Origin of the sequence: Apilactobacillus bombintestini, from assembly GCF_003627035.1 — a bacterium.
GTDB lineage: Bacteria > Bacillota > Bacilli > Lactobacillales > Lactobacillaceae > Apilactobacillus > Apilactobacillus bombintestini.
Genome location: NZ_CP032626.1, coordinates 837,909 through 857,644, shown reverse-complemented (window position 1 = coordinate 857,644; position 19,736 = coordinate 837,909). Strand labels below are relative to the sequence as shown.

Sequence of the window (19,736 nt, the reverse complement as noted above, 5' to 3'; positions counted from 1 at the left end):
GTGCGAATAAGGCACAGATACCTATTTCATAGGAATTATGTATAATAGAAAACATAGAACAATTTAGAGGAGGGTGATGTTCAGTGGATAAATCACCAAATACAGATAACGAACAAATATCCAGAGGATTGAAAAATAGACATGTTCAATTGATTGCCTTAGGTGGAACAATTGGAACTGGTTTGTTTTTAGGTGCCGGTGAATCTATTAAATTTGCTGGTCCTTCCATTGTTTTGGCATATTTAATTGCTGGGATTGCCGGATTCTTTATTATGCGTGCATTAGGTGAGTTATTATTATCTGATGTAAATTGTCATTCATATATTGAATTCATTGAAAAATATCTTGGTGAAAGAATTGGATTTGTTGCCGGATGGACTTACTGGGCATGTTGGATAACGATTGCCATGGCAGAAATCACTGCAGCAGGCTTATATGTGAAATTTTGGTTCCCATCGATTCCGCAATGGGTAACAGGATTAGTTTTAATAATTATATTATTATTGCTAAACTCGATTAATGTTTCAGCTTTCGGGGAAACAGAATTCTGGTTTGCACTAATTAAAGTAGTTGCTATTATTGCTTTAATTTTAACTGGAGTGGTATTGGTAATTCTTCATTATCCAACCCCAGTAGGACATGCTAGTTTAGGAAACTTATTTGGACACAGCATGTTTGCACATGGTATTTCAGGATTTCTTATGAGCTTTCAAATGGTAATCTTTAGTTTTGCTGGAATTGAAATGATTGGAATGACAGCATCAGAAACTAATGATCCTGAAAAAGTTATTCCTAAAGCTATTAACGAAGTTCCTTCAAGAATTCTTATATTCTATATAGGATCATTAATTGCTTTAATGTGTATATATCCTTGGAACTTTATTAATGCTAATTCCAGTCCATTTGTACAAGTATTTCAAAATATTGGAGTAGGAGCAGCAGCATCTATTATTAATTTTGTTGTTTTAACAGCTGCTGTATCAGCATGTAATTCAGCTATTTTTACTACTGGTAGAATGGCATATTCATTAAGTTACGGTACTGAAAACAAATTTGGCAAGAAGATAGGTTCTTTAAACCATCATGGAATTCCTTCAAATGGAATTATCTTCTCCACAATAATAATTGCTATTTCATTGATATTGAATGCATTCATGCCTGATGGTGTATTCCAATTAATTTCAAGCGTTGCTACAACATGTTTCTTGTTTATCTGGGGGCTAATAGTTGTTGCTCATATTAGATACAGAAAATCGGTAAAACGTAGTCATAATGAAAATAAATTAACATTTAAAATGCCTATATTCCCATTTTCTGACTATTTCGTAATTATCTTCCTAGCATTTGTTGCTGTTGTATTACTATTTAGATTTGATACATTAGTGGCGTTAGTAGGATCTATAATTTGGATAATATTCTTATTTATATTCAAAATTGTTAAAGATAAAATATAAATTTTAAACAGTTTCTGTATGGAAACTGTTTTTTATTTTTCATTTTTTAAATAATAGTTTATGCTATAAATAAGTGATGATAAGAGGTGTAAATTATTATGAAATATTTTGTTGCTGATACTCATTTTTTTGATAAACGTATGATTGGCAATCAAAGATTTGCACCACGACCATATTTTATGGTTCAGGAAATGGATGACAATATCATAAAAAATTGGAATGATGAAATTACTGATAATGATGTTGTGTACCATTTAGGTGATATAGCGGTGTGCCATATAAAACCGCAGAAAAAGGCATATGAATATGTATTTAATGTTTTAAGACAATTAAATGGACATTTAGTACTAATAAAAGGGAATCACGATAGTCGAGGCCTTTTTAAGTATTTAGCTAATCATAACTATTTATTAAATGGCCGCAATAAATTTGAATTTCATGATGTAGGCGTGTTAATTAAAATGAATCATGCGCAATATTATATGACTCATTACCCAATAATGTTGGGTAAAGTTAGTCAAATAATCAATTTACACGGTCACATTCATAATTATTCTGTACCTCTAAAGGAAAATATAAATGTAGGGGTAGATAGCCCAGAAAGAGATTATTTGGGATATGATAAACCATTTGGATCACCATATTCAGAAAATGATATTTTTAAAATGGTAAAACAAAAATCAATTGATTTTTCTAAAAGGCAATAAGGGGGATATAAGATTGGAAAAAATTGCAATTTTGCATACTAATGACCTTCACTCACATTTTGAGAATTGGCCAAGAATCAAGAGATATTTAATTAACGAAAAGAACAAGTTAGAAAAACAAGGTTATTTTGTTATAACTGTGGATTTAGGTGATGCTATGGATCGTGCTCATTCATTAACTGAATCTACTAACGGAAAAGCAAACGTAGAATTATTAAACCAAATTCATTATGATGCAGTTACCATTGGTAACAATGAAGGCCTAACTAATAGTAAAAACGAATTAGACCATCTTTACGATAATGCTAACTTTGATGTAGTTTTAGGTAATTTATTTAATTTGGATGATAATAAGCGACCTGACTGGGTTAAACCAGATAAATTAATAGAGACACCTGGTGGTAATCAATTACGCTTGTATGGACTAACAGCACCATATCATTCAACTTATGAATTAGAGGGATGGAATCCTGTAGATGACCAAAAGATTATTCCAGACATGTTAAATAATCATCCAGAAGACGAAGTAACGGTATTATTATCACATTTAGGTGTAACCCAAGATAGATTGATTGCTAGTAAATTTCCTAAATTTGATATAATTATTGGTAGTCATACACACCATTTATTCCTTCATGGTGAAAGAGATAATCATTCACTTTTAGCTGCTGCCGGTAAATATGGTTACTATGTAGGTAAAATTACCATGAATGTACAAGATAATAAGGTGGTATCTAGTGAAGCATCAGTGGTTAAAACCAGTGATTTACCAGTGGAAGATGGTGATGACGAATGGATTGAATCACTTGCTCACAAGGGAGAAGCTATGTTATCTGAACATAAAGTAGCTAATATACCTCATGACATGGAAAATGGACTAGTGGATACACCACAAATCGTTAAAGAATTTTTATCCGCTATGAAGCAAAAAGCACATACTAAAGCTGCTATAGTAAATAATGGACTATTCTTAGATACTTTGCCTAAAGGTATAGTAGATAAAAATCAATTGCATAAAATTTTGCCACATTCAATGCATGTTACTAAGAGCACATTTACTGGTGCTGAACTATGGCGCTTGATGATGGAAATGAAGAAAAACTGGAAATTCTTGATTCAATATCAACAAAAAGGTATGGGATTTAGAGGAAAATATTTTGGACAATTAAACTATGACGGCATAAAAGTGGATGAAAATACAAATGATGTTTATTTTGATGGAGAAAAAATTGACTTCAATAAAAAATATGACATTGCTTTGTTAGATCATTATATTTTCATTCCATTTTTCCCAACTGTTGCAATAAAAGGAGAAAATCATATTTTATATGACCAAACTCTAAGAGAAGTTTTTGCAAGTTATTTATCTGAAAAATATCCCTTAGATAGGAGAGATTAATTTGGATCGAAAGAGTATTGAGGATTTAGTAGAAGAGAAAAGAGAAAATGCTAAACCGTTAGCTCATATTAAAATGGGTGAACAAAATAATATTTTAATCAATGGTCATGATTATGAAATCATGGATAACCAGAATGATTGTTTTAATTTGGATGATTTTTCTAGACAATATAATCCTATTTTTAGCAGATATAGCTATATAGTAGGAGATTATGGCTATGGAGTACTTAGATTAAAAGGATTTTCTGAAGATGGGACCCATACACCTTTGCAAAATCAATTTTCTGCTATTAATGATTATTTGTATGAATATGCTAATATGGGTGCAGACTACTTTGTCTTGCATAATTTAGAAGTAAAGAGTAAGCCTATTGCTACTAAAAAGAGACACCGTAGAAATCGCAAAAATAATCGACGTCCATTTATAAAAGAAAAGGTAACTACAGATAAAGGACCATTAAATAAGAGAAAACGATTAACTGTTACTAAATCTGAAGGACATGGGAAACGTCATTTTACAATTAAACAACGAGAAGACTAGGAGTGTAATATTTGAGTAAATACAAGGGTTATTTCATTGACTTAGATGGAACTATGTACGCAGGAAGTAAAAGAATACCTGCCGCTAAGAGATTTATTGAACGATTACAAGCAAATTCAATTGACTTTTTGTTTGTGACTAATAACACTACTAAGATGCCAATAGATGTTGTAAAAAATCTTAGTGAAAACCATGATATACATGTAAGTGAAGGTAATGTATACACAGCTGGTTTGGCTACTGCTGATTATGTATCAAATGATGCCGAAACTAACAAAGTAGATAAAACTGTTTACGTAGTCGGTGAAAAAGGATTGATCACTGCTTTACAACAAAAGGGCTTTACTATTACCGATGATCATCCATCATATGTGGTAGTAGGTTTGGACAATAAAGCTACCTATGATCAATTAAGTACTGCCGTATTGTTAGTAAGAGATGGCGCTAGATTTATTGGTACTAATCCTGATAGTAATATTCCTACTGAAAAAGGGATGCAACCTGGAGCAGGTTCATTAATTAAGCTAGTGGAATATGCTACGCAAAAAGAACCAGTACTAATCGGAAAGCCTAAAACTATTATCATGAAAAATGCTTTGAATAAGATAGGCTTACAAAAGAAAGACGTCGTAATGGTGGGCGATAATTACTTTACTGATATTAGTGCTGGAATTAATTTTGATATGGATACTCTTCTAGTATATACAGGGTTGTCTACTAAAGAACAAGTTAGTGAACAATCTATTAAACCTACCCATGAAGTAGATTCATTAGATGATTGGACAGTATAGTGTTTAGCAATATATCTATTAAATCAAAGTTGCTTGTTGGGTTAATAGTAATTTGGGCTATATCTGCATCCATATTGTTATTACTAAATTTTCCCGTATTATATAACTACGCTATAGAATGCTTTAACTTGCCAGAAAAGAGTGGAATCAGCAGGCATATAATGTCTGATAATTTTAATAATTTGGTATTGTATTTACAATCACCGTTTGTTCGTCACTTCAACAATTTAATAGCTATTGACGATTACGGTAGAAAGCATTTTTCTGATGTAAAGAATTTAATGATTTTTAATAATTTATTATGTACAGTTACTAGTCTTTTATTATGCAAGGTATGTATATATTTAAATAAAAAGAGATTGTATTGGATAATGTATACAGATATAAAATACGCTTATTATCTAATTACAGCAATCTTTGTATTTTGTGTGATAGATTTTAATGACTTCTTTATATTCTTCCACAATGTAATGTTTAGAAACAAGGATTGGATCTTTGATGTAAAAACTAATCCTATAATCAAAGTCTTTCCCTCTGAATACTTTATATTTTGTGGGGCATTTATATATGCAATGATATCTATAGCTATGATGGTAATGTATATATTAAGTAAGCGTAATTTAAATAAAAAATAAGCAAATAAAAACCTCTTAGAAATGTATTCTAAGAGGTTTTTTATTATTTGTTTTTGTTAAATAGAGCAACGATTGCTGGAATACAAGTAACAAGTAATATTCCTAAAATTACTAATGAGAAGTGTTCTTGTACGAAGGGGATGTTTCCGAAGAAATAACCGCCACCGCAACAAAGTAATACCCAAGTAATACATGCTGGTACGTTGTATTTAACAAATTTTTTATATTTATAACCACTTGATGCAGCGATGAAAGGAGCAAAGGTTCTAATAATTGGCATAAATCTTGCGATGAAGATTGCTAGAACACCATACTTATCAAAGAATTCCTTAGATTTTTCCATCTGTTCTGGTTTAATGAATTTTCCAAAGAACTTTTGTTGAGTTAATCGGTATCCGATTTTTTCACCTAAATAGAAGTTTAGTGAATCACCAATTATAGAAGCAGCAAGGAACAATATAATAAAGATAGTTATACTTAAATTATATTGTGAATTTGCGGCAATAGCAGAAGCAGCAAATAATAGTGAGTCACCGGGTAAGAACGGCATTATAACAACACCAGTTTCTACAAAGATGACTCCAAAAAGTAGTAAGTATGTCCAATCACCAAAAAAATTAACTAAGTTAATAATATGCTGATCAATGTGAAGAATAAAATCTATTAAAGTTTGCATATTAAACTCCCTTTATTTATTTACCTATATTCTACCAAATTTATGCAAATAATATGAATTTTTTTAAGATTTTTTTGTAAAACCACTTATCATTTCATCTCATTTCGATATAATATAATAAGAATATAAATAAATTTATTTATGGGGGAAACTATGATTCAGTATCCACAATTAAATGTAAATGAACAAAGTAAACCTATGGCTATTATTAAAACTAACTATGGGGATATTCAACTTGTGCTATTTCCAAAGGAAGCACCACAAACTGTAGAAAACTTTACTAAGTTAGCTGAAGTTGGATATTACGATAATACAAGTTTTCATAGAGTTATTAAAGATTTTATGATTCAAGGTGGAGATCCAACAGCAACAGGTGCTGGTGGTGAAAGTATCTGGAACCGTCCATTTGACGATGAATTTTCTAAGTATCTATATAACATTAGAGGAGCTTTATCAATGGCTAATTCAGGACCAAATACTAATGGAAGTCAATTCTTTATAGTTCAAAATAAGAATCTTCCAGATAATCTTGTTGAATTAATGAAGAAAGCTAAATTCCCACAAGAAATTATTGACGAATACGTTAAGCGTGGGGGAACACCATGGCTTGATTTTAGACATACTGTATTTGGACAAGTAGTTAAAGGTATGGAAATTGTTGATGAAATTGCAGATGCAAAAGTAGACGATAATGACAAACCATTACAAGAAGTTACAGTTAATAAAATAGAAATTTTTAATTAGGCCTTGACCTATTAATGACTTCTTGGTACTATAAATATTGTTGTTGATTGAGTGATACAGATTTGATCAGCAAATTAAAAATAATAAAAAAAGTTGTTGACTTATTGCCTAACAATTTGTTATTATTAAAAAGTTCTGTTAACAGCGATATGTTAAAAAATAAAGTTGTTGACAGATTGATAATGATTTGATAATATATAAAAGTCGGTTGCTAATCGGCAGTTATCATTTCTGATAAGGTAGATCTTTGAAAACTGAACAAGATTGATAATTCGATGATGTGTAAGGAATCTTATAACAAAGTTATAAGAATTAAACATTGCGAAGTCAATTCGCTTATAAAATAACAATTTATTCAGAAGAGCTAAGTTAAGCTTTTCATCTTTTAAGATGAGAGTTTGATCCTGGCTCAGGACGAACGCTGGCGGCGTGCCTAATACATGCAAGTCGAACGAGCTCTCCCAAAATTGATTTTATGCTTGCATAAATGATTTTTTGGATTCGGAGCGAGTGGCGAACTGGTGAGTAACACGTGGGTAACCTGCCCTTAAGTGGGGGATAACATTTGGAAACAAATGCTAATACCGCATATGAATTAAAACCGCATGGTTTTAATTTGAAAGATGGCTCTGCTATCACTTTTGGATGGACCCGCGCCGTATTAGCTAGTTGGTGAGATAAAAGCCCACCAAGGCGATGATACGTAGCCGACCTGAGAGGGTAATCGGCCACATTGGGACTGAGACACGGCCCAGACTCCTACGGGAGGCAGCAGTAGGGAATCTTCCACAATGGACGAAAGTCTGATGGAGCAACGCCGCGTGAGTGATGAAGGGTTTCGGCTCGTAAAACTCTGTTGTTAAAGAAGAACAAGTGTAAGAGTAACTGTTTACGCTTTGACGGTATTTAACCAGAAAGCCACGGCTAACTACGTGCCAGCAGCCGCGGTAATACGTAGGTGGCAAGCGTTGTCCGGATTTATTGGGCGTAAAGCGAGCGCAGGCGGTCTTGTAAGTCTGCTGTGAAAGCCCTCAGCTTAACTGAGGAAGTGCAGTGGAAACTACGAGACTTGAGTACAGAAGAGGAAAGTGGAACTCCATGTGTAGCGGTGAAATGCGTAGATATATGGAAGAACACCAGTGGCGAAGGCGGCTTTCTGGTCTGTTACTGACGCTGAGGCTCGAAAGCATGGGTAGCGAACAGGATTAGATACCCTGGTAGTCCATGCCGTAAACGATGAATGCTAGGTGTTGGAGGGTTTCCGCCCTTCAGTGCCGCAGCTAACGCATTAAGCATTCCGCCTGGGGAGTACGACCGCAAGGTTGAAACTCAAAGGAATTGACGGGGGCCCGCACAAGTGGTGGAGCATGTGGTTTAATTCGATGCTACGCGAAGAACCTTACCAGGTCTTGACATCTTCTGCCAACCTAAGAGATTAGGCGTTCCCTTCGGGGACAGAATGACAGGTGGTGCATGGTTGTCGTCAGCTCGTGTCGTGAGATGTTGGGTTAAGTCCCGCAACGAGCGCAACCCTTATTATTAGTTGCCAGCATTTAGTTGGGCACTCTAGTGAGACTGCCGGTGATAAACCGGAGGAAGGTGGGGATGACGTCAAATCATCATGCCCCTTATGACCTGGGCTACACACGTGCTACAATGGATGGTACAACGAGTCGCAAAACCGCGAGGTCAAGCTAATCTCTTAAAGCCATTCTCAGTTCGGATTGCAGGCTGCAACTCGCCTGCATGAAGTTGGAATCACTAGTAATCGTGGATCAGCATGCCACGGTGAATACGTTCCCGGGCCTTGTACACACCGCCCGTCACACCATGAGAGTTTGTAACACCCAAAGACGATGGGGTAACCTTCGGGAGCCAGTCGTCTAAGGTGGGACAGATGATTAGGGTGAAGTCGTAACAAGGTAGCCGTAGGAGAACCTGCGGCTGGATCACCTCCTTTCTAAGGAAAATTTCGGAAACTTACATTAGAATGTATCAATCTTATTCAGTTTTGAGAGGTTTACCTCTCTAACTTGGTTCTTTGAAAACTAGATATTATTTAATTTCTATATTGAATTTGTATTTAATACAATTTCAACCGAGAACACCGCGTTATTTTGAGTTTTAAAATATAGTTTATTCGTAATACTCAATTAACCAAACATCACGTAGTGATGAATAGGTTAAGTTATGAAGGGCGCATGGTGGATGCCTTGGCACTAGGAGCCGATGAAGGACGGGACTAACACCGATATGCTTCGGGGAGCTGTACGTAAGCTTTGATCCGGAGATTTCCGAATGAGGAAACTCAATAATCTTAATCGATTATTACTAATTAATGAACTGAGTAGTTAATTAGAGGCAGACGTGGGGAACTGAAACATCTCAGTACCCACAGGAAGAGAAAGAAATTTCGATTCCCTAAGTAGCGGCGAGCGAACGGGGAACAGCTCAAACCAAAGAGCTTGCTCTTTGGGGTTGTAGGACTGAACATTTGAGTTACCAAGTTAATTGATAGTCGAATTATCTGGGAAGTTAAGCGATACAGGGTGATAGCCCCGTAGACGAAATCAATTAACCTCAGTTCAGGATCCTGAGTACGGCGACACACGTGAAACGTCGTCGGAAACCGGGAGGACCATCTCCCAAAGCTAAATACTCCCTAGTGACCGATAGTGAACCAGTACCGTGAGGGAAAGGTGAAAAGCACCCCGGAAGGGGAGTGAAATAGTTCCTGAAACCATGTGCCTACAAGCAGTCAGAGCTCGTTAATGAGTGATGGCGTGCCTCTTGTAGAATGAACCGGCGAGTTATGTTAACATGCAAGGTTAAGACGGAAAGATCGGAGCCGTAGCGAAAGCGAGTCTGAATAGGGCGTTACAGTATGTTGAGATAGACCCGAAACCAGGTGATCTACCCATGTTCAGGCTGAAAGTGCGGTAAAACGCACCGGAGGGCCGAACCCGTGTACGTTGAAAAGTGCTGGGATGAAATGTGGGTAGCGGTGAAATTCCAAACGAACTTGGAGATAGCTGGTTCTCTCCGAAATAGCTTTAGGGCTAGCCTCGGACTTAGAATCATGGAGGTAGAGCCACTGTTTGGATGAGGGGCCCGTCATGGGTTACTGAATTCAGATAAACTCCGAATACCATTGATTTATATGTCCGGGAGTCAGACGATGAGTGATAAGATCCACCGTCGAAAGGGGAACAGCCCAGACCACCAATTAAGGTCCCTAAATATATGCTGAGTGGAAAAGGATGTGAAGTTGCATAGACAACTAGGATGTTGGCTCAGAAGCAGCCACCATTTAAAGAGTGCGTAATAGCTCACTAGTCGAGTGATTTTGCGCCGAAAATTTACCGGGGCTAAGCATATTACCGAGATTGTGGACATGACGTAGTCATGTGATAGGAGAGCGTTCTAAGGGCAACGAAGTTGGACCGCAAGGACTGATGGAGCGCTTAGAAGTGAGAATGCCGGTATGAGTAGCGAAAGAATAGTGAGAATCTATTCCACCGATTGACTAAGGTTTCCTGGGGAAGGCTCGTCCTCCCAGGGTAAGTCGGGACCTAAGCCGAGGCCTAGAGGCGTAGGCGATGGATAACAGGTTGAGATTCCTGTACTAGTTAATTATGTTTGAACGATGGAGGGACGCAGAAGGCTAACCCATGCACACTGTTGGATATGTGTGTTCAAGTGATAAGTCAGTTGATGAGTGAAATGCTTATCAGCGTGTTGACAAGTCATGATGAGGATCGAAATAAAGTAGAGAAGTGGGCCATGTCACGCTGCCGAGAAAAGCTTCTAGTGAGTAATTAACTACCCGTACCGCAAACCGACACAGGTAGTCAAGGAGAGTATCCTAAGGTGAGCGAGTGAACTCTCGTTAAGGAACTCGGCAAAATGACCCCGTAACTTCGGGAGAAGGGGTGCTACACGCAAGTGTAGCCGCAGTGAAAAGGCTCAGGCGACTGTTTATCAAAAACACAGGTTTCTGCAAAATCGTAAGATGAAGTATAGGGGCTGACGCCTGCCCGGTGCTGGAAGGTTAAGCGGATGAGTTAGCTTCGGCGAAGCTCAGAAGCGAAGCCCCAGTAAACGGCGGCCGTAACTATAACGGTCCTAAGGTAGCGAAATTCCTTGTCGGGTAAGTTCCGACCCGCACGAAAGGCGTAACGATCTGAGCACTGTCTCAACGAGAGACTCGGTGAAATTGAGATACCTGTGAAGAAGCAGGTTACCCGCGACAGGACGGAAAGACCCCATGGAGCTTTACTGTAATTTGATATTGGGTGTTGACATAGCTTGTACAGGATAGGTAGGAGCCGTGGAAACCGGAACGCTAGTTTCGGTGGAGGCATTGTTGGGATACTACCCTCGCTGTGCTAACACTCTAACCCGCGCCACTGAACGTGGCGGGAGACAGTGTCTGATTGGCAGTTTGACTGGGGCGGTCGCCTCCCAAACAGTAACGGAGGCGCCCAAAGGTTCCCTCAGAATGGTTGGAAATCATTCATCGAGTGTAAAGGCAAAAGGGAGCTTGACTGCGAGACAGACAGGTCGAGCAGGGACGAAAGTCGGGCTTAGTGATCCGGTGGTTCCGCATGGAAGGGCCATCGCTCAACGGATAAAAGCTACCCTGGGGATAACAGGCTTATCTCCCCCAAGAGTTCACATCGACGGGGAGGTTTGGCACCTCGATGTCGGCTCATCGCATCCTGGGGCTGTAGTTGGTCCCAAGGGTTGGGCTGTTCGCCCATTAAAGCGGTACGCGAGCTGGGTTCAGAACGTCGTGAGACAGTTCGGTCCCTATCCGTCGCGGGCGTAGGAAATTTGAGGGAAGCTGTCTCTAGTACGAGAGGACCGAGATGGACATACCGCTGGTGTACCAGTTGTCCTGCCAAGGGCACCGCTGGGTAGCTATGTATGGATGAGATAAACGCTGAAAGCATCTAAGTGTGAAACCGACCCCGAGATGAAATTTCCCATTCCTTTATGGAAGTAAGACCCCTAAGAGATGATTAGGTAGATAGGCTAGAAGTGGAAGTGCAGCAATGTATGGAGCGGACTAGTACTAATTGGTCGAGGACTTAACCAAGTAAGGTAAGTATCGGAGAAATAAATAATATCTAGTTTTGAGAGAACGAAGTTCTTTCAAATAAAATAGTGTGGTGGCGATAGCTAGAAGGACACACCTGTTCCCATGCCGAACACAGAAGTTAAGCTTCTAAACGCCGAGAGTAGTTGAGGGATCGCCCTCTGCAAGGGTAGGACGTCGCCGCGCTTATTATTCCGAATTAGCTCAGTTGGTAGAGCACCTGACTGTTAATCAGGTTGTCGTCAGTTCGAGTCTGACATTCGGAGTTATCATTGGTCTTGGAGAGTTGTCCGAGTTGGCCGAAGGAGCATCATTGGAAATGATGTAAACGGGTGAATGCCTGTTTCAAGGGTTCGAATCCCTTACTCTCCGTTACCTTATATGACCCGTTGGTCAAGTGGTTTAAGACACTGCCCTTTCACGGCAGTAACATGGGTTCGAATCCCGTACGGGTCATTTTATTTGGAGGATTAGCTCAGTTGGGAGAGCATCTGCCTTACAAGCAGGAGGTCACAGGTTCGAGCCCTGTATCCTCCATCTAATAAAAGACTGGTTCGTTGGTCTAGTTGGTTTAGGACGCCTGCCTGTCACGCAGGAGGTCACGAGTTCGAGTCTCGTACGAACCGTTGTTGTTAATTAACAACATAGCAACATTATTTTAATATCTATAGCAATGCATAAATGGTATGGCTCGGTAGCTCAGTTGGTAGAGCAACGGATTGAAGCTCCGTGTGTCGGCAGTTCGATTCTGTCCCGCGCCATTTATGGAGGGGTAGCGAAGTCTGGCTAAACGCGGCGGACTGTAAATCCGCTCCTTCGGGTTCGGTGGTTCGAATCCACTCCCCTCCACCATAGGGATATAGTTTAATGGTAGAACAACGGTCTCCAAAACCGTTGGTGCGGGTTCAACTCCTGCTATCCCTGTTTTAGTGTTGTTATGGCGGTAGTGGTGAAGTGGTTAACACATCGGATTGTGGTTCCGACACGCGTGGGTTCGATTCCCACCTACCGCCCTTTTTAATTGGGCTATAGCCAAGCGGTAAGGCACTGGACTTTGACTCCATTATGCGCTGGTTCGAATCCAGCTAGCCCAGTTGAATTCGAATTAAAAAATGGCGGTATAGCCAAGTGGTAAGGCAGAGGTCTGCAAAACCTTTATCATCGGTTCAAATCCGATTACCGCCTTTAGTTCAATATTATGCCGGAGTGGCGGAATTGGCAGACGCGCTGGACTCAAAATCCAGTGATCGTTGAGATCGTGTGGGTTCGAACCCCACCTCCGGTATCACTTTTGTAAGACCATTGTTGATGGTCTTTTTTTGTTTCTATGGGTGTACTTTAAAAAATTTTAAAGTTGTGATATTATTTTAAGAGTTATGAGCGTATTCCCGATAGGATTCACCTTGATGTGAAGATGCCTTGTAACCAAATAAATAGGGGGAATAAATAAAATGCAAGAAAGACATTTATTTACTTCAGAATCTGTTTCAGAAGGACATCCTGATAAAATTGCTGATCAAATCAGTGATGCTATTTTGGATGCTATGCTAGAACAAGATCCTGATTCCAGAGTTGCCTGTGAATGTTCAGTAACTACTGGTTTAGTTTTAGTTTTTGGGGAAATTACTACTAAGGCTTATGTAAACATTCAAAAGATTGTAAGAGATACTATTAAGAGCATTGGTTATGACAATGATCAATATGGTTTTGATGGTAATACTTGTGCTGTTTTAGTTGCTATTGATGAACAATCACCTGATATTGCTCAAGGTGTTGATGATTCACTAGAAACAAGAGACAGCAGTGAAGATGATTTAGACAAGATTGGTGCTGGTGACCAAGGTTTGATGTTTGGTTACGCTGTTGACGAAACACCTGAATTAATGCCACTACCTATTTCTCTAAGTCACAAATTAATGAGAAAAATTGCACAACTTAGAAAAGAAGGTACTATTTCATATCTAAGACCTGATGCAAAAGCTGAAGTTACTGTTGAATATGATGATAATGATAAACCTGTCTCTGTTGATACTGTAGTTATCAGTACACAACATGATCCTGATGTTTCATTAGATCAAATCAGAAAAGACATGGTTGAAAAATTAATTAAGCAAGTTATTCCTGCTGAATTGTTAACTGACAAAACTAAGTACTTTATCAACCCAACAGGCCGTTTTGTTATCGGTGGACCACAAGGTGATGCCGGTCTTACTGGTCGTAAAATTATTGTTGATACTTACGGTGGTGCTGCTCACCACGGTGGTGGGGCATTCTCTGGTAAGGATGCAACTAAGGTTGATAGATCAGCAAGTTATGCTGCAAGATACATTGCTAAAAACATCGTTGCAGCTAAGTTAGCAAACCGTGTAGAAGTTCAAATTGCTTATGCTATTGGTGTTGCTAAGCCTGTTTCAATTTCAGTTAATACTTTTGGAACTGCTAAAGTTTCAGAAAGTGATTTAATTAAAGCTATCAGAGAAATTTTTGATTTAAGACCAGCTGGTATTATTAAGATGCTTGACTTGAAGCGTCCTATTTACAAACAAACAGCTGCTTATGGTCACTTTGGTAGAACTGATATTGATTTACCATGGGAACATCTAGATAAAGTTGACGATTTAAAGAATTATTTTAAATAATTTAAAATTGGATTCAAAGAGAAAACGATTTATTTGTTAGTTCAATTAGATCGTTTTTTCTTTTATGGAGGAAAAATGAATATACGAAAGCAGAAAACAAACGTACTGTTAGTTACTATTGCTTTGTTCATAGCAACTTTTATGAGTGCTGTAGAAGGAACAATAGTTTCAACTGCTATGCCAACTATCGTAGGAGATTTACATGGTGTTTCATTGATGAACTGGGTTTTTTCAGTTTATTTATTAACTAATGCTATTTCTACTCCAATCTATGGAAAATTATCTGACCAATTTGGACGTAAGAAAATTTTTATGTTCGGAATTATTGTTTTTCTAATTGGATCAGTATTATCTGGATTGGCTACAAACATGGTTAGTTTGATAATTTGGCGTGCTATCCAAGGAATGGGTGCTGGAGTAATTATGCCACTATCATATACCATTGTTGCCGATATATATTCAGACGCTAATAGAGCACGGATTTTAGGCCTTAATGGGGCTATTTGGGGAATAGCTTCAATTATTGCACCTTTAATAGGTGGAATTATAGTTGATAAATTAAGTTGGCATTGGATATTTTTCATTAATATTCCTATTGGAATTATTGCATTAGCAATTTTTTCATTTAATTTTTATGAAAAATATTCTTCTGTTAAACAATCTATTGATTATAGAGGAATGATATATTTATCGTTATTATTATTATCCTTAATGTATATCATTCAAATGATTAGTGATTTGCCACATACCTGGCAACCAATTTCATATTGTACATTTGCATCCATAATGTTATTGATTTTGTTTGTTAGAAACGAGCATTGTGCTAAAGATCCTATAATACCAATGAAATTACTATCTAATAGAACTTTTGTGGTGCAAAATATTATTGCATTCTTAGTTAGTGGATTCTTAATGGCATTGGAAGTTTACTTACCAGTATGGACGCAAGGGATTTTTGGATATCCGGCTACTATATCGGGATTCGCTATAACACCAACTTCAGTTTTATGGATATTAGGTTCATTTATTTCTGGTTGGTTATTAACTAAGATGAAGCCTTTCTATGCCACAATGATAGGATTATTATTCGTATTAGGCGCTGCAATATGGGTTTTCTTACTACCATTTACAGTTTCATATGGATGGTTCTTCGCAATTGCAGCCATTTGTGGAATCGGTTTTGGAATAACCATTACCAATGGAACAGTTATTTCTCAAAATAGTGTTAATAAGAGTGATGTAGGTGTTGCTACTTCATTTAATACCTTGAGTCGTATTTTTGGTCAAACATTAATCGTAGCAGTATTAGGTATTTTTATGAATAGACAACTTACCATTGGAATATTGCATACAGATGGCGCTAATATGGATATGATAAATAAGTTAGTAAACTTTAAAACATTTCATGAAGTACCTAATCGTTTATTAGAACCATTAAGAAACGTTTTATTTGATTCATTACACAAAGTATTCTTGGTATGTTTAATAATTATTGTTTTTGCTGTAATTGTTAACTTATATGATCGAGTATCTGAAAAATAGTAATAAAAAAAGTCCAACATTAGTTGGACTTTTTTTGTATTGCAAGTAGGATAGGAGGGCAATGTATTTGATTAATGAATTGATATTGTAAAGAAGTATATTTTTTCTGATCTAATTTCTTTGCCCAATCTAGTACGGCATTCTTTTCTTCCTTGCCACCATCGTGACCATAGTAAATTACTGCAATAACAATACCATTCACTGATAATAAGTTTAAGCAGTCCTGAAGGGCAGATAGGGTAGTTTCAGGTTTAGTAATGATATTTTTATCACTACCAGGTAAATATCCTAAATTAAAAATTGCAGCTGATATAGGTTTATCTACATAGCTATGAATATTTTCATGGCCAGTATTAAATAAATCAACATTGTTAATTAACGATTTATCCGTTAATCTCTTTTTAGTATATTTAATAGCTTCTTCTTGTAAATCAAAACCATAAACATGTCCATGATTTCCTACTAAATTAGCCATGAATTCAGTATCGTTACCTTTTCCTACCGTGGCATCAATAACGTTATCTCCCGGTTTTATTACTTGAGATAGAATTGTATGACTATATTTAACTGAAGGTTCTATTTTCACAATATTACTCCTTTATGCTTTTTCTCAATTATAACATTTTTGATAATATGATAACTTTGCCTTGATTTTTATAAGTACAATTGGTATGATTTAAATAATTAAATTATCGAATAAGAATTGTTGATACGAAGTAGTAGATTAATATTGCTTTTCAGAAACTAAATGGTCGCTGTGAATTTAGATCAATATTAATTGAACTCATCGTTGAAATTTTAACTGAAATTAGTAAGTTAAGACGTTTTCCGCGTTAAGGACAATGAGATGTATCTATTTGCAATAGATAAATTTAGGTGGTACCGCGGAAAATTCGTCCTATAAGCTAAAAGCTTATAGGATTTTTTTATTCGATGAATTTATACAAGGGAGGAAACAATATGTCATACAATCATAAGAAAATTGAACAAAAATGGCAAAAATATTGGTCAGAAAATGAAACTTTTAAAACAACCAATGATGACAAGAAAGATAATTTCTACGCACTAGATATGTTTCCATATCCATCAGGACAAGGCCTTCACGTAGGACATCCAGAAGGTTACACAGCAACTGATATTGTTGCTCGTTTTGAACGTATGCGTGGAAAGAATGTTTTGCATCCAATTGGATTTGATGCATTTGGTCTACCTGCAGAACAATACGCATTGAAGACTGGACATCATCCTGGTTCATTTACTGAAAAAAACATTGAACACTTTAGAGAACAAATTAAATCACTTGGTTTCTCATATGACTGGGATCGTGAAGTAAATACTACTGATCCTAAGTACTACAAGTGGACACAATGGATTTTTGAACAACTTTATAAAAAAGGCTTAGCTTACGAAGATGAAATTGAAGTAAACTGGGCACCTGATTTTATGGGTGGAACTGTAGTTGCCAATGAAGAAGTTGTTGATGGTAAGACTGAACGTGGTGGTTATCCTGTATACCGTGTTCCAATGAAACAATGGGTATTAAAAATTACTGCTTACGCAGATCGATTGATTGACGATTTGGATGATCTAGATTGGCCTGAAAGCATTAAAGAAATGCAACGTAACTGGATTGGCCGTTCTAGAGGTGCTAGTGTATTCTTTGATGTAAAAGGTCATAAAGACCAAGTAGAAGTATTTACTACAAGACCAGATACATTATTCGGTGCTTCTTACATTGTTCTTTCACCTGAACATGATTTAGTTGATAAGATTGTTACTGATGAACATAAAGATGCAATTAAAGCATACCGTAAGGAAGTATCCACTAAATCAGATCTAGAAAGAACTGATTTAAATAAGGATAAATCTGGAGTATTCACTGGTGCATATGCTATTAACCCAATTAATGGTGAAGAACTACCAATTTGGATTGGTGATTATGTATTATCTTCATATGGAACTGGTGCTATTATGGCGGTTCCAGCTCATGATGATAGAGATTACGAATTTGCTAAGAAATTCGATTTAGATATTAAACCAGTTATCGAAGGTGGAGATATTGATAAAGAAGCATTCACGGGTGATGGTAAGCATATTAATTCTGGCTTTTTAAATGGCATGAACAAGAAAGATGCTATTGAAGCAGCTATTAAGTGGCTAGAAGAACATAAAGCTGGTCATGCTAAGACTAATTACCGTTTGAGAGATTGGATTTTCTCACGTCAAAGATACTGGGGTGAACCAATTCCAGTTATTCATTGGGAAGATGGTGAAACTACATTAGTTCCTGAAGACGAACTTCCATTGAAGTTACCAGAAACTGATAATATTGAACCATCAGGTACTGGTGAATCACCATTAGCTAATATTGACGACTGGGTAAACGTGGTAGATAAAAATGGTCGTAAAGGTAAACGTGAAACTAATACCATGCCACAATGGGCTGGAAGTTCATGGTACTACCTAAGATACATCGATCCACATAATGATAAGATGTTAGCAGATCCTGAATTATTAAAGAAGTGGTTACCAGTTGATCTATACATTGGTGGTGCAGAACACGCTGTTCTTCATTTACTATATGCTAGATTCTGGCACAAAGTTCTTTATGACTTAGGAGTAGTTCCAACTAAGGAACCATTCCAAAAACTAGTTAACCAAGGAATGATTTTAGGAACTAACCATGAAAAGATGTCTAAGTCTAAAGGTAACGTTGTTAACCCAGATGATATCGTTGAAGAATATGGTGCTGATACCCTAAGACTTTACGAAATGTTTATGGGTCCACTTACTGAATCCAAGCCATGGAGTACTGAAGGATTAAATGGTTCCAACAGATGGGTTAAACGTGTATGGAGATTACTTATTGATGATGATGATAACCTACGTGATCGTGTAACTACTGTTAATGATCATAAGTTGGATAAAATCTATAATAAGACTGTTAAACAAGTTACTGAAGATATTAAGAACTTACGCTTCAACATTGCTATTTCCAGTATGATGGTATTTGTTAACGAATGCTACAAGCAAGACAGTTTATTCTTGGATTACATGGAAGGATTTGTAAAACTAATTTCTCCAATTATGCCTCACATTGCTGAAGAATTATGGAGTAAATTAGGTCATGACAATACTATTACTTATGCTGAATGGCCAACTTATGATGAAAGTAAATTGGTTGACGATGAAGTTCAAATCGTAGTACAAGTAAATGGTAAAGTTAGATCACACATTAAAGTAGCTACAGATGCATCTAAAGATGCTATTCAAGAAGCTGCTATGAGTGATGAAAAGGTAAAGGAATTTATCGATGGCAAAAATATCAGAAAAGTAATCGTTATTCCTGGAAAGATTGTTAACATCGTCGCTAACTAATCATAATAATAATAAAAAGAGTGATAATATTTATCACTCTTTTTTCTTTTCTAAAGACAACTGATGTTGATAAGTAGTAAAATATTGATTAAAATGGAAAAGTTAGAGAAATTTGAAAGTGGGAATGCA

The 19,736-nt window shown here is 36.9% G+C and carries 12 protein-coding genes, 12 tRNA genes, 3 rRNA genes, 1 riboswitch and 1 other annotated feature; of the genes, 25 read left to right on the top strand and 2 right to left on the bottom strand.

Annotation, left to right across the window (positions count from 1 at the left end; all coding sequences use genetic code 11):
- The first annotated feature begins 83 nt into the window (after positions 1-83).
- From D7I45_RS04260 to D7I45_RS04235, 6 genes are all read left to right on the top strand, one after another.
- Positions 84-1,454: an amino acid permease gene (locus D7I45_RS04260; protein ID WP_120784496.1), complete on the top strand. Its 1,371-nt coding sequence runs from the start codon at positions 84-86 to the stop codon at positions 1,452-1,454.
- A gap of 98 nt (positions 1,455-1,552) precedes the next feature.
- On the top strand, positions 1,553-2,161 hold the full coding sequence (locus D7I45_RS04255) for a metallophosphoesterase (RefSeq protein ID WP_120784495.1): 609 nt from the start codon (positions 1,553-1,555) through the stop codon (positions 2,159-2,161).
- Positions 2,162-2,174: 13 nt separating this feature from the next.
- On the top strand, positions 2,175-3,560 hold the full coding sequence (locus D7I45_RS04250; protein ID WP_120784494.1) for a bifunctional metallophosphatase/5'-nucleotidase: 1,386 nt from the start codon (positions 2,175-2,177) through the stop codon (positions 3,558-3,560).
- 1 nt (position 3,561) lies between these two features.
- On the top strand, positions 3,562-4,101 hold the full coding sequence (locus tag D7I45_RS04245; protein ID WP_120784493.1) for a YutD family protein: 540 nt from the start codon (positions 3,562-3,564) through the stop codon (positions 4,099-4,101).
- An 11-nt stretch (positions 4,102-4,112) separates the two neighbouring features.
- Positions 4,113-4,892 carry a TIGR01457 family HAD-type hydrolase gene (locus D7I45_RS04240; protein WP_120784492.1) on the top strand — a complete coding sequence of 260 codons (780 nt, stop codon included), beginning with the start codon at positions 4,113-4,115 and terminating at the stop codon, positions 4,890-4,892.
- Positions 4,892-5,527, top strand: a complete 636-nt coding sequence (locus D7I45_RS04235) for a TIGR01906 family membrane protein (protein ID WP_242446925.1) — start codon at positions 4,892-4,894, stop codon at positions 5,525-5,527. The genes D7I45_RS04240 and D7I45_RS04235 overlap by 1 nt, the downstream gene beginning before the upstream one ends.
- Positions 5,528-5,570: 43 nt before the next feature.
- On the opposite strand, the gene D7I45_RS04230 is transcribed toward D7I45_RS04235, so the two are convergent.
- Positions 5,571-6,203, bottom strand: coding sequence for a VTT domain-containing protein (locus D7I45_RS04230; protein ID WP_120784490.1), 633 nt, complete (start codon positions 6,201-6,203; stop codon positions 5,571-5,573).
- A 156-nt stretch (positions 6,204-6,359) separates the two neighbouring features.
- Between D7I45_RS04230 and D7I45_RS04225 the strand changes: the two genes are divergently transcribed.
- The 18 genes from D7I45_RS04225 (at position 6,360) to D7I45_RS04140 (ending at position 16,229) form a co-directional block, all read left to right on the top strand.
- Positions 6,360-6,947, top strand: coding sequence for a peptidylprolyl isomerase (locus D7I45_RS04225; RefSeq protein WP_120784885.1), 588 nt, complete (start codon positions 6,360-6,362; stop codon positions 6,945-6,947).
- A 386-nt stretch (positions 6,948-7,333) separates the two neighbouring features.
- Positions 7,334-8,907: ribosomal RNA gene (locus D7I45_RS04220) — 16S ribosomal RNA — on the top strand.
- Positions 8,908-9,128: 221 nt separating this feature from the next.
- Positions 9,129-12,048 (top strand): 23S ribosomal RNA (locus tag D7I45_RS04215).
- A 69-nt stretch (positions 12,049-12,117) separates the two neighbouring features.
- Positions 12,118-12,234, top strand: a 5S ribosomal RNA gene (rrf, locus tag D7I45_RS04210).
- The 16S, 23S and 5S rRNA genes sit together here with 12 tRNA genes alongside, the layout of an rRNA operon.
- Positions 12,235-12,241: 7 nt before the next feature.
- Positions 12,242-12,314 (top strand) — tRNA-Asn (locus D7I45_RS04205).
- A 14-nt stretch (positions 12,315-12,328) separates the two neighbouring features.
- Positions 12,329-12,420: transfer RNA gene (locus D7I45_RS04200), tRNA-Ser, on the top strand.
- An 11-nt stretch (positions 12,421-12,431) separates the two neighbouring features.
- Positions 12,432-12,504, top strand: a tRNA-Glu gene (locus tag D7I45_RS04195).
- Positions 12,505-12,512: 8 nt separating this feature from the next.
- A tRNA-Val gene (locus D7I45_RS04190) sits at positions 12,513-12,585 on the top strand.
- 14 nt (positions 12,586-12,599) lie between these two features.
- Positions 12,600-12,674: transfer RNA gene (locus tag D7I45_RS04185), tRNA-Asp, on the top strand.
- 62 nt (positions 12,675-12,736) lie between these two features.
- Positions 12,737-12,809: transfer RNA gene (locus D7I45_RS04180), tRNA-Phe, on the top strand.
- Between the two features lie 5 nt (positions 12,810-12,814).
- Positions 12,815-12,900 (top strand) — tRNA-Tyr (locus D7I45_RS04175).
- Between the two features lies 1 nt (position 12,901).
- Positions 12,902-12,972, top strand: a tRNA-Trp gene (locus tag D7I45_RS04170).
- Positions 12,973-12,988: 16 nt separating this feature from the next.
- Positions 12,989-13,061: transfer RNA gene (locus tag D7I45_RS04165), tRNA-His, on the top strand.
- Positions 13,062-13,070: 9 nt separating this feature from the next.
- Positions 13,071-13,142: transfer RNA gene (locus D7I45_RS04160), tRNA-Gln, on the top strand.
- A gap of 20 nt (positions 13,143-13,162) precedes the next feature.
- Positions 13,163-13,233 (top strand) — tRNA-Cys (locus D7I45_RS04155).
- A 15-nt stretch (positions 13,234-13,248) separates the two neighbouring features.
- Positions 13,249-13,333: transfer RNA gene (locus tag D7I45_RS04150), tRNA-Leu, on the top strand.
- A gap of 84 nt (positions 13,334-13,417) precedes the next feature.
- Positions 13,418-13,502, top strand: a riboswitch (SMK box riboswitch).
- A complete protein-coding gene (gene metK, locus D7I45_RS04145; RefSeq protein WP_120784489.1) occupies positions 13,500-14,687 on the top strand; it encodes a methionine adenosyltransferase in 1,188 nt (395 codons plus the stop codon). Its footprint overlaps the riboswitch before it by 3 nt.
- Before the next feature lie 75 nt (positions 14,688-14,762).
- Complete coding sequence (locus tag D7I45_RS04140; protein WP_120784884.1) at positions 14,763-16,229, top strand: MDR family MFS transporter; 1,467 nt, start codon at positions 14,763-14,765, stop codon at positions 16,227-16,229.
- 19 nt (positions 16,230-16,248) lie between these two features.
- Here the strand turns inward: D7I45_RS04140 and mnmM are convergent, their stop codons facing one another.
- Positions 16,249-16,815 carry a tRNA 5-(aminomethyl)-2-thiouridylate-methyltransferase MnmM gene (gene mnmM, locus D7I45_RS04135; RefSeq protein ID WP_120784488.1) on the bottom strand — a complete coding sequence of 189 codons (567 nt, stop codon included), beginning with the start codon at positions 16,813-16,815 and terminating at the stop codon, positions 16,249-16,251.
- 111 nt (positions 16,816-16,926) lie between these two features.
- Positions 16,927-17,133, top strand: a binding site (T-box leader).
- A 56-nt stretch (positions 17,134-17,189) separates the two neighbouring features.
- Here mnmM and leuS point away from each other — a divergent pair.
- Entirely contained in the window at positions 17,190-19,607 is a 2,418-nt protein-coding gene (gene leuS / locus D7I45_RS04130; RefSeq protein ID WP_120784487.1) for a leucine--tRNA ligase, read from the top strand.
- The last annotated feature ends 129 nt before the right edge of the window (positions 19,608-19,736 follow it).